Raw genomic sequence first — 11342 nt, forward strand, 5'->3', positions numbered from 1 at the left:
AAAAAAACGTTCTGTAATTTATTGCAGAACGTTTTTTATAAATAGTAATTATCTTTTACAAAGTTGCCAATACATCATTCATACTTCTTACTGCCGCAGCGCTTTTTTCAAATGCTGCTTTTTCGTCTGTGTTTAATTTAAAGTCAATAATCTTTTCCCAACCATTTTTACCAATGGTAACTGGTACGCCAAGGCAAATATCTTTTTGTCCGTACTCGCCATCAAGGCTTACGCAGCAGGTAAATAATTTTTTCTCGTCACGTAAAATGCTTTTTACCAATGCAGCACCTGCAGCACCTGGTGCATACCATGCTGATGTACCAATCAATGTCGTTAAAGTTGCTCCACCCACCATCGTATCTTTTACAATTTTTTCCTGCTGTTCAGCGCTTAAAAAATCGGTAACCGGAGCACTGTTCCAGGTAGCTTTGCTAATTAAAGGAATCATGGTAGTATCACCATGTCCGCCAACAACTACTGCATTTAAATCAGCAGGGCTGCAACCTAAATGCTGGCTCAACTGATATTTAAAACGGCTGCTGTCTAATGTGCCGCCCATTCCAATAATCCTGTTTTTAGGTAAGCCGGTAGATTTTAATGCCAGGTAAGTCATCGTATCCATCGGGTTACTAATAACAATAATAATAGTATTGGGAGAATGCTTTAAAATATTTTCGCAAACACCTTTTACAATGGCGGCATTTACGCCAATCAATTCTTCACGGGTCATGCCGGGTTTGCGGGGCAGGCCGCTGGTAATTACAACCACATCACTGCCTGCAGTTTTTGTATAATCGTTGGTACTGCCTGTAATTTTTGTGTCAAAACCTAACAATGTTGCAGTCTGCATCATGTCCTGCGCTTTACCTTCGGCAATGCCTTCTTTAATATCCAGCAAAACTAATTCGGTGCATAATGCTGCACGGGCAATATTATCGGCACAGGTTGCACCTACGGCTCCGGCACCTACAACAGTAACTTTCATGTATTTTATTTTATTTATGGAGAAAATTATTTTCGGCGCAAAGGTAATTGATTAGTTAATTGGCAGAGTTTGGAAGAAAAATAATTTTTTATAAGTTCTTACCAATGTTTTAACTATTTGGAAAGATAGTTTGGAGCGTTTTTTCGTTGTAGGGGAATAAAATCCCCAACACATGATTAAATCCCTTATCTCAACTTACTTAATTGTATTGCCCAGTTTTTTATTTGCTGCAAGTGTTGCCCCTGGGATTACAGTGGTATATAATGCAAAACAAAAAGCAGTAACTATAAAATGGCAACAGAAACAACCGGGTATAAAATCGTTTGTAATACAGCGAAGCGCTGATAATTTTGAGTGGAATGATATTGCAAGGCAGGAAACCGTAAATTTTGATCCTAATAAAACGTACCAGTTTATAGATAATAAATCCAAAGCGGGTGAAAATTATTACCGCTTAAAATGTATTACAGAAAAAGGGCAATCAGAATACTCTAACAGTATTATGATAGTGACTGGTGCTGCCGCCAGCAGTTGGGTAATTTATCCGGTGCCGGTGAGGGATGTACTTACTTTACAATATAAAGGGTATGAAAAAATTAAAGGAGTCGTAAATGTTTTTATACAAAATATATCGGGCAGGGTAATTACAAGGTTACGCAGCGCATCTTTAAATACAACTATCCGTATTCCGGTAAGTAACCTGGGCAAAGGAATTTATGATATAAGAATTGTGGTAGAAGATGAAGTGGTGTGGAACCAAAGATTTGTAAAATAAACTGTTTCAACTAACCCTTGGAGGGTTCTAAACCCTCCAAGGGTTTTAAGAGATGAAAATTATTTTTCTAAAGCCTGAATAATCTCTTTCTTTTTTACATTGCCCTGGTTAAAATAAGTAAGCTGCTTTTGTTTATTATAAAATGCCAGTACGGGAATAGTTTTGGGCCGGTAAAAACCACCAAAAAAATATTTATGATCCTTACCAATATGTATCCAGTTGTATTTTTCTAAATGATATTTATCGTAAAATTCTTTTATTTTATACAGCGGTTCGGAAGAGGTTAAAATTAAGTTAGTGGTATTGGTAACTTCCGGCAGGGTTAATAATAATTCTAATTGCTGCTGGCAATGCCCACAGCTAGGGTTAAACAGCATGATGATGGTGTTTTTGTTTTCTTTCAAAACACTTTGCGTAAAAGCAATCGAATCTAAAGAGAGTAAAATAAAATTAGGAACCGTTTTATTTTTTAAATACGGCGCAGTAGTATCCGCTTGCGAAAATGCAGCAATGCTGAAAAATAATATCCCAAAAAATAAAAATGATTTTTTCATTGCTTATAATGCTGCGGCAATTTCTTCTACCGGTGTGCTGCCGGTAAAACCTTTTACAAAATTGCCTTTTTTATCGTACACAAAAATGGAAGGAAAAGAACGTACCTTATAAAAAGTGCCAAAAAAATAACTGGGGTCACGACCCATAGTTATAGTGGGGTAATCAGCAATTTTATATTCGTCGTAAAACTTTCGCATATAACTATATTCTAATGGCGAAACCATTATTATTTGAGCTTTTTTAAATAACTTAATTTTTGCTTTCAGTTCGTTAGTTTCTTCCTGGCAATGCTCACAATCGGGGCTAAAAACCATTATTACAGTGGCTTTCTTTTTTTTAAGATTGTCTTTGGTAAAATAGCTGCTGTCGGCGATATTGGTTAATTTAAAAGAAGGAATTATTGGAAAACGCAAATACAGCAACGAGGTATCGGTTTGAGCAATACCTATGGTGCTGCATGCAATAATAAATAAGAGAAGAAAATATTTTTTCAAAGTATAATTTTTTCAAAACTAATTTTTTTGCGTGACAATGAAATGTTAAGACGGAAGAAAAGTTTAGAGGTTTAGGGTTTAGACGTTTAGGAAAGAACCAGTAATAAACTCCTAAACGTCTAAACCCTAAACTTTCTAAACTACCACCCCAAAACAGAAAACCCGAAACATAAAAGCGAAAACAGCATTTTTTCTATACTTTTGCAGCCACTTAAAAACAAAGCAATATGGCAACTACAGCAGATATACGTTCGGGCCTCATCATAAAAGTTGATGGAAGTTTGTACACCGTTATTGAATTTGGGCAAAATAAAACTGCCCGTGCAGCAGCAAAGGTTTGGGCAAAATTAAAGGGTGTAGATAATGCCCGTACTATTGAATTAACCTGGAACAGTGGCGAAACTATTTTTCCGGTTAGGGTAGAAAAAAAAGCTTACCAGTATTTATATAAAGATGATACCGGCTACAGTTTTATGGATACAGAAACATTTGAACAAATTACGGTACCCGAAACAATGATTGATGCGCCAAGGTTTTTAAAAGACGGACAGGAAGTTTCTGTATCAATTAATGGCGAAACGGACCAACCCATGGGAGTAGAGTTACCCGATAAAATTGTTTTATTAGTTACGTACAGCGAACCGGGGATGAGAGGCGATACCGCTACAAAAACATTAAAACCTGCTACAGTTGAAACGGGTGCAACTGTAAACGTTCCTTTATTTGTTAATGAAGGAGAGTTAATAAGAGTAAATGCAAAAACAGGAGAATACGTAGAAAGAGTGAAGGGATAACCTAAAATTTTTTATAGAAAATGGATGATAGTTTGCGCTATTATCCATTTTTAATTTTGGGCATATTTTATCATATTTTGAGGGTTTTTTGCACATTTTAAGCCCATTTATGCCAAAAAATGCCCATTTCTCAAAATTTTTATTTTAATAAAATTAGGTTTTTTGAATAATCATTTGCTACCTTAGCAGCCCCTATGGTTTTCCATTAATTAACTAAAAACTTATACATGGACATTAAACAGATTCAGGAGCTTGTAAAGCTCATTAATAAAACCAATATCGGCGAAATTACCATAGAAGAAGAAGGGGTAAAAATAACCGTTAAGCAAAAGAAAGATCCCGTACAACATATAGTAGCAGGCGCAGCAGCACCAGTATATTCTTCGCCGCCGCCGCCCACACAAACTGCAGCATCAACACCACCACCTAAACCTGCCGCAGAAACTAAAGCAGATAATTTTGTAACAATAAAAAGCCCGATGATTGGTACTTTTTACCGCCAGAGTGGACCGGGCAAACCAATTTTTGCTTCGATTGGAGATGAAGTTACACCGGGTAAAGTGGTTTGTATTATTGAAGCGATGAAATTGTTTAACGAAATTGAAAGTGAAGTAAAAGGAAAAATTGTAAAGGTGTTAGTAGAAGATGCCAGCCCTGTGGAGTACGATCAGCCTTTGTTTTTGGTAGAGCCATCCTAAGTGTGAATTGTCAATAGTCAATGGTGAATAAAGCTTTCAATTGGATAAGGAATTGATTTTACAAACTGTATTTATTCACCACTCACCATTCACCATTCAAGCCTCACACCATTCACCAATTAATTCCAAATGATCCCGATGTTTAAAAAAATATTGATTGCTAACAGAGGAGAAATTGCACTTCGTGTAATACGCACCTGTAAAGAAATGGGCATTAAAACTGTTGCCATTTATTCCACTGCCGATAAAGATAGTTTGCATGTAAAAATTGCCGACGAAGCTGTTTGTATTGGCAAACCTGCCAGTGCCGACAGTTATTTAAACGTGGCACATATTATGGCCGCAGCCGAAATTACCAATGCAGATGCTATACACCCCGGTTATGGTTTTTTAGCAGAGAACGCCAAGTTTGCAAAAATTTGCGGCGACCATGGTATAAAATTTATTGGCCCAACACCCGATATGATCAATGCTATGGGTGATAAAATTACCGCCAAGCAAACCATGATAACTGCCGGTGTGCCAGTTGTACCGGGAGTAGAAGGTTTGTTAGAAAGTGTAGAGCATGCAAAAACTGCGGCTAAAGAAGTGGGTTATCCTGTTATATTAAAAGCAACAGCAGGCGGTGGCGGAAAAGGAATGAGGGTAGTATGGGCCGAAGAAGAAATTGAAAAAGCATTTGAAAATGCCAAGACAGAAGCTGCGGCATCTTTTAAAAATGATGGCATCTACATGGAAAAATTTGTAGAAGAACCACGGCATATAGAAATACAAATTGTTGGCGACCAGCACGGGCAGGTTTGCCATTTAAGCGAAAGAGATTGCTCTATACAACGCCGTCATCAAAAGCTGGTGGAAGAATCTCCTTCGCCGTTTATGACACCGGAGCTTAGGGAAGCTATGGGCAACGCTGCCATAAAAGCTGCAGCCTCTATTAATTACGAAGGTGTGGGCACGGTAGAATTTTTAGTAGACAAGCACCGCAATTTTTACTTTATGGAAATGAACACCCGTATTCAGGTGGAGCATTGTGTAACAGAAGAAGTAATTAATTACGATTTAATTAAAGAGCAAATAATGATTGCCGCCGGCGATAAATTGAAAGGTGTAAATTATATACCGGTAATGCACGCCATTGAGTGCCGCATTAATGCAGAAGATCCGTACAACGATTTTCGCCCCAGCCCCGGAAAAATTACGGTGTTACACCAGCCCGGCGGGCATGGCGTTCGTGTAGATAGCCATGTATATGCAGGCTATGTAATTCCGCCGTATTATGATAGTATGATAGGTAAGTTAATTGCTGTAGCACAAACCCGTGAAGAAGCTATCAATACTATGAGCCGTGCTTTAAGCGAATATGTAATTGAAGGTGTAAAAACTACCATTCCTTTTCATTTGCAATTAATGAAGCACCCCGATTTTATCAGCGGTAATTTTACCACTAAGTTTTTGGAAGGGTTTACCATGCAGTAATAAAAATATTTTTATAGTAAAAGCTGCACTTTGTGCGGCTTTTTTATTTTGGTTACGGTCAGAAGCTTTTCAATTGGGCTTCATTGGCGTCGCACTCGTGTACAGCATATCTTTGGTGAACTTTAATTGCGTTTTGCTGGTTATTCTTTATTTAAACTTCTTGCTTAAAATATTTTGTCAAAAGTTATTAAACCTTATCTTTGCCCTCCGAAATTATAAAGGGAGTTTAGCTCAGTTGGTTTAGAGCATCTGCCTTACAAGCAGAGGGTCGGCGGTTCGACCCCGTCAACTCCCACTAAAAGCCTCACAGTAATGTGAGGTTTTTTTGTTTCTAATAATGTTGTAAAATTAAAATTGGCAAAAGCGAAAGCATATTAAAAACCCAACGATTTAGGGCCCCTGCCTTACAAGCAGAGAACGTCGGCGGTTTCCCGATTTCGATTGGGATCAACTCCCACCAAAAGCCTTACAGTAATGCGAGGCTTTTTTAATTAAAGAATGTTTTCAGAAAATAATTTTACCATATTGTAGAAAATCTTGCCCGTTAAATCCAAATTTCTTCTTCCCTGCTCATTTATTGCTTTAAATAAACCCATTTCCCATTGGCATAAATATTGGCTTATCCATAAAAAATAGTAGCCCCAAAATAGCCGCCTGACCATTTAAAAAATATAATGACTAAACTTATCACTAACACCAATTTATTAGCAGCAATTTTTCTGTTGAATATTATTTGTATTTCCTCCAATGCTCAAACCACTATTGTAAAAGATTCAGCTATTATACCCGGCACTACGGTTGTTATTGCCGGCAAACAATATTTACGCAGCGCTTACCATAATTTTTTCTGGGGTAAACATTACCGTAAAGAATGGGGTACACCAATACGGGTAAATAATTTTTATTTAGATACTGCTTATGGCGGGTTAGAAGTAGTTAAAGAAAGTGGCAGCCGTCAATCGATGGGCATACGTTTAAAAAGTAAAGCAGGAAAAGAATATGTTTTAAGAAGCGTAGATAAAGATTTTGGCAATGGCCTCGACTCCATTTACCGGGGCACTTTTGTAAGTAAAATTGCAAAAGACCAGGCATCGTTCGGTTATCCGTTGGCGGCTATAACCATTACACCAATGATAAGTGCAGCAAATATTTATCACACCAATCCTAAAATTGTTTTTGTACCTAAGCAAGATGCATTAGGAGAGTACAGCGAAAAATTTGGTGATCAATTATATTTATTTGAAGAAAGGCCGGATGATGACCAGCAAGATGCTCCATTTTTTGGCAACTCTAAAAATGTAATTGGAAGCGAAAAATTATACGAGAAAATTTTTGAAGATAATGATAACAGTGTAGATCAAAAAGCATTTGCCAAAGCCCGTTTGTTTGATATGTTTATTGGCGACTGGGGCCGCCACGCCGATCAGTGGCGCTGGGCAAGTTTTAAAGAGGATGGTAAAACAATTTATAAACCCATACCACGTGACCGTGACCAGGCCTATACAAAGTTTGATGGCTTTTATCCCTTTATTGCAACCAATATTATTGGTGGCGTACATTTAGAATCTTTCAGTAATGATATAAAAAATATTTTTTTCTTTAATAAACCGGGCCGCAAGCTGGACATACAATTTACTAATCAATTAACTGAAGCGGAATGGGTAAATGCAGCAGTAGAATTACAAGCGGCATTAACCGATAATGTTATTGAAGATGGAATGCATCAATTGCCGCCACAGCTTTATACCATAAACGGAGCAAAACTTACAGCACAATTAAAATCACGTAGAGACAACTTACAGAATTTTGCCCATCGTTATTATAAATATTTAGCCCGTAAAATCCCTGTTTATGGTACAGATGATAAAGAGTTTTTTGATATCAACCGCTTAAGCAATAACGAAACGGTTATTAAAGTGTATAAAATAAAAAAAGATGGCAGCATAGCCACTCAGCCTTTTTATAACCGTACCATTTTTAAAAATGAAACCAAAGATGTGCATTTGTTTGGTTTTAAAGATGATGATGTTTTTAAAATTACTGGCAATGCAAATGATGGTAATAAAATACGATTAATAGGTGTTACAAAATCAGATTCTATAATTAGTAACACAGCAGGTAAGGATAAAAAAACGCAGATATTTAAAGGTAAAAGCGAAAAGTATGATACACTTTTTCAAAAGAAAATACATTACACTCCAATAGTTTTAGTAAGTCCTTCTGTGTATAAAGTTTTTGAGGATGATGCATTAAATTTATTTACAAGGCCGGGTGTACACGTTGGTTTAAGTGTTGCTTATCACCCCAAGCCATGGAAAAAAGACGCACTGGAAACGGTACATAATATTGCTGCCAATTATGGCATAATGAGAAAAACATTTTATGTAGATTATGTGGGAGTATTTCCACAATTGATTGGCAAATGGGATATGCTGTTAAAAGGAAAGTTTGACAGCCCTGCTGCAGAAAATTATTATGGCACGGGTAACGAAACTAAAGACAGTGCCAACGCTGCCACTAATTATTACAATGTTTTCAGCAAAAGATATTATGGCGGCATTGGCATAAGCAGAAATTTTGATAATAAAAACCATCTGGATATTACACTATTTTATCAAAATATAAAAGTGAATGAAAATGCAGGCAATTACATACAGCAAAAGGAAAGTGCTGCACCGGTTTTTATAAACAATAGTTATGCAGGCGCTTCAGCCGTTTACCGTTACCGTAATACCAATAGCGATGTTGTACCCACAAAAGGAATTAGTTTTTCTGCAGGAGGCGGTTACGTGATGAATACCAGTAATAACAGTGAATCTTTTTTTAAAGGGATGTCTAATGTTGCAGTGTATATTCCATTAGGTAAAGTAATAAGTTTTGCGGTAAGAGCCGGCGGATCTGCATTATCTGGCGATGCTAATTATTACCATTTAAATAAATTAGGCGGCAATACCAATCTTCGAGGTTATGCACGAGAGCGTTTTTATGGCAAGAGCAGTTTTTATAACAACAACGAAATTCGGTTGATCACCAACACCCGTAATTTCTTGTTTAATGGAAAAATAGGTGTACTGGGTTTTTATGATAACGGCAGGGTGTGGCAGCCGGGAGAAACTTCCAACACCTGGCATGCAGGTTATGGCGGTGGAATAATTTTATCGCCATTTAATAAAGTTGCATTGGTCGCTACTTACGGTAAATCTAAAAACGAAGGAGCACAGATTTTAATAAAAGCAGGAATGTTCTTTTAAAAAAAAATAAAAAGAAAAATATTTAATTCAACTGCAATGCAGGCAGGCGGTAAGTTTGTCCGTCGTACACAAATAATTCATCAATTTCAATGGTCCAGTATTTATATAAAGGAGATTTAGTAAGATAAGTCTCCACTTCTTTTTTGTTTTCTGCATTAAATATCATCCAGCTTCTTTGTGTTTCCATACTTACCGAATAATAATCGATAACATTTTTTTCTATCAGTGAATTAATATAAATACGGTGTGAGTTTACATAACTCATAAACTGATCATCCATAGTAAAACGGATGGTTACCTGGTACTTATTTAATTCTTTTTCGTTTAAATAATCCATGTGGCAATATTATTAACCCATTCATTATTGAAGGGAATGGTTATCTTAATATAGTTATCGGTATAGCCTTCCATCATACCATTTTTGCTGTGGCCTTCAAACAATACTTTTCTTGCCTGGCCAATATGCTGTTGTGTAAAAAACTGCATTTTTTGATAACTTAAATTACGCAATTGTTTATTTCTTTCGTTACGTTTTGAAATGGGCACCACAGGTTTTAAAGTTAATGCATGCGTATTATCTCTTTCGCTGTAAGTAAATACGTGCAGATAACTGATATCCAGGCTGTGTAAAAAATCAAACGTGTCTTTAAAATTTTCATCTGTTTCTCCCGGAAAACCAACAATTACATCCACACCAATACAGCAATGCGGCATTAAAGTTTTTATCAGCCCAACTCTTTCTGCATACAATTCTCTTTTATACCTTCTCCGCATCATGCCTAAAATTTTATTGCTGCCGCTCTGCAAAGGGATATGAAAATGCGGCATAAACTTTTTGCTGTCGCTTACAAATTCAATTATTTCATTGGTCAATAAATTGGGTTCAATAGAAGAAATTCTAAAACGTTCTACACCCGCAGCTTTATCCAATTCTTTTATTAATGAAAAGAAATTTTCTTCTTGTAAACCAATTATTTTCTTTTCTTCAATCTTCTCGATGTTCTCCTCTATTTTCCTCCCCTCCGGGGAGGATAGGAGGGGCCTGAAATCCCCCAAATTCACTCCCGTCAGCACAACTTCTTTCACCCCACTATTCGCCAACTCTTTTATATTAGCTAAAACATTTTCAATACTGTCGCTCCTGCTTTTTCCCCTTGCCATGGGGATGGTGCAAAAAGAACAATTGTAATTGCAGCCATCCTGCACTTTTAAAAAAGTTCTTGTCCTGTCGTTTAAAGAATACGAGGCCGTAAAAGTATTTACATCTTCAATATCGCAACTGCAAATTTTTGTGGCATCGCCTTTACTAATTTCTGCAAGGTGATGAGTGATGTTGAATTTTTCTGCAGCGCCTAATACCAAATCCACTCCGGGTATTGCAGCAATTTCTTTTGGTTTTAACTGGGCATAACAACCGGTAATTACCACCATCGCTTCAGGTGCTTTGCGCTGTATGCGGCGCACTAACTGGCGGCATTCTTTATCTGCATTATCAGTAACGGAACAGGTATTGATAACATATACATCTGCCAGGTCATCAAAAGCCTTTTTCTCAAAACCTTCGTTTTCCAACAGGCGGGAAAGGGAAGATGTTTCTGAGAAATTAAGCTTGCAACCGAGGGTGTGAAAGGCTACTGTCCTGGATTCTGCCATACTACTTTGCCTACTTTCCTGGTAACGAAGCAACAATAAGGTATGGCTTCGTGGTACAAGTAGAGGCGCAAAGATAAACCAGCTAAAGGAGGATTAAGTTTGATTTCGCTGGTTTTTTAATTTCAGTACTTTTAAGTCAAATGTTTGAGAGTGAATAAGAAATGGGTACCATATATCCTGATTTTACTGATGGTGATTGCTATTATTGTTATTAAACAGTGCAAAAGCAACCAGGAACCGGCACCCAAGCCAAAAGTCACAAATAACGATAAGCAGGAGGATCCGGCCAGTAACAAGACCGACAGGGATAAAGGATTTGACCGTCGCACATCTTACCTCGAATACAGTAACCATGCTAAGTGCCGGATGCTATGCCGCAAAATTTCGCAGGTTGAAGTGGAAGAGATAATGCGGGATGGAAAAATAAATTACAATAAAAGCGATCTGCAAAATGCCAGATGCCCCCGCTATGCAGTAGAAGGTGTAACAAATGATGACCAACGGGTGAGGATAGTATATGCACAATGTAATGAGTCCACAACAGTAGTAACAGTGATCGACCTGGAAACCGATTTTAAATGCAGCTGCCCCGGTGATGATGATAAATATAAAAACCGGAACTGATGAAGCAATTGCTTAAGCCGCTAAAATGGATTTACAG

11 protein-coding genes and 1 tRNA gene are annotated in these 11342 nt (G+C 37.3%); 7 read left to right on the forward strand and 5 right to left on the reverse strand.

The genetic code is table 11. The features are described 5' to 3' along the window. Nucleotides 1-55 precede the first annotated feature (55 nt). Nucleotides 56-985, reverse strand: coding sequence for a malate dehydrogenase (locus ACY651_RS06480; RefSeq protein WP_462250914.1), 930 nt, complete (start codon nucleotides 983-985; stop codon nucleotides 56-58). A 172-nt stretch (nucleotides 986-1157) separates the two neighbouring features. Here ACY651_RS06480 and ACY651_RS06485 point away from each other — a divergent pair, with 172 nt between their 5' ends. Then, a complete protein-coding gene (locus tag ACY651_RS06485; RefSeq protein ID WP_462250916.1) occupies nucleotides 1158-1760 on the forward strand; it encodes a T9SS type A sorting domain-containing protein in 603 nt (200 codons plus the stop codon). Between the two features lie 59 nt (nucleotides 1761-1819). Here ACY651_RS06485 and ACY651_RS06490 read toward each other — a convergent pair whose 3' ends face one another. Continuing rightward, nucleotides 1820-2314, reverse strand: coding sequence for a hypothetical protein (locus tag ACY651_RS06490; protein WP_462250918.1), 495 nt, complete (start codon nucleotides 2312-2314; stop codon nucleotides 1820-1822). Nucleotides 2315-2317: 3 nt separating this feature from the next. Beyond that, nucleotides 2318-2809, reverse strand: a complete 492-nt coding sequence (locus tag ACY651_RS06495; RefSeq protein WP_462250920.1) for a TlpA family protein disulfide reductase — start codon at nucleotides 2807-2809, stop codon at nucleotides 2318-2320. A gap of 227 nt (nucleotides 2810-3036) precedes the next feature. Between ACY651_RS06495 and efp the strand changes: the two genes are divergently transcribed. From efp to ACY651_RS06520, 5 genes are all read left to right on the forward strand, one after another. Beyond that, nucleotides 3037-3603, forward strand: coding sequence for an elongation factor P (efp, locus tag ACY651_RS06500; protein WP_462250922.1), 567 nt, complete (start codon nucleotides 3037-3039; stop codon nucleotides 3601-3603). A 227-nt stretch (nucleotides 3604-3830) separates the two neighbouring features. After that, nucleotides 3831-4301: an acetyl-CoA carboxylase biotin carboxyl carrier protein gene (gene accB / locus ACY651_RS06505; RefSeq protein WP_462250924.1), complete on the forward strand. Its 471-nt coding sequence runs from the start codon at nucleotides 3831-3833 to the stop codon at nucleotides 4299-4301. A gap of 138 nt (nucleotides 4302-4439) precedes the next feature. Next, nucleotides 4440-5777, forward strand: coding sequence for an acetyl-CoA carboxylase biotin carboxylase subunit (gene accC / locus ACY651_RS06510; protein WP_462250926.1), 1338 nt, complete (start codon nucleotides 4440-4442; stop codon nucleotides 5775-5777). A 220-nt stretch (nucleotides 5778-5997) separates the two neighbouring features. Beyond that, nucleotides 5998-6072 (forward strand) — tRNA-Val (locus ACY651_RS06515). A 379-nt stretch (nucleotides 6073-6451) separates the two neighbouring features. After that, a complete protein-coding gene (locus tag ACY651_RS06520; RefSeq protein WP_462250928.1) occupies nucleotides 6452-9028 on the forward strand; it encodes a hypothetical protein in 2577 nt (858 codons plus the stop codon). 22 nt (nucleotides 9029-9050) lie between these two features. Here the strand turns inward: ACY651_RS06520 and ACY651_RS06525 are convergent, their stop codons facing one another. Together ACY651_RS06525 and mtaB are read right to left on the reverse strand one after the other, a co-directional pair. After that, nucleotides 9051-9365 carry a hypothetical protein gene (locus ACY651_RS06525; protein ID WP_462222407.1) on the reverse strand — a complete coding sequence of 105 codons (315 nt, stop codon included), beginning with the start codon at nucleotides 9363-9365 and terminating at the stop codon, nucleotides 9051-9053. Further along, complete coding sequence (mtaB, locus tag ACY651_RS06530; RefSeq protein ID WP_462250930.1) at nucleotides 9353-10681, reverse strand: tRNA (N(6)-L-threonylcarbamoyladenosine(37)-C(2))-methylthiotransferase MtaB; 1329 nt, start codon at nucleotides 10679-10681, stop codon at nucleotides 9353-9355. The genes ACY651_RS06525 and mtaB overlap by 13 nt, the downstream gene beginning before the upstream one ends. Before the next feature lie 150 nt (nucleotides 10682-10831). Between mtaB and ACY651_RS06535 the strand changes: the two genes are divergently transcribed. Next, nucleotides 10832-11305 (forward strand): DUF4258 domain-containing protein, encoded by a 474-nt coding sequence (locus ACY651_RS06535; RefSeq protein ID WP_462250932.1) that lies wholly within the window; start codon nucleotides 10832-10834, stop codon nucleotides 11303-11305. The last annotated feature ends 37 nt before the right edge of the window (nucleotides 11306-11342 follow it).

This window comes from Ferruginibacter sp. (assembly GCF_031391665.1).
GTDB lineage: Bacteria > Bacteroidota > Bacteroidia > Chitinophagales > Chitinophagaceae > Ferruginibacter.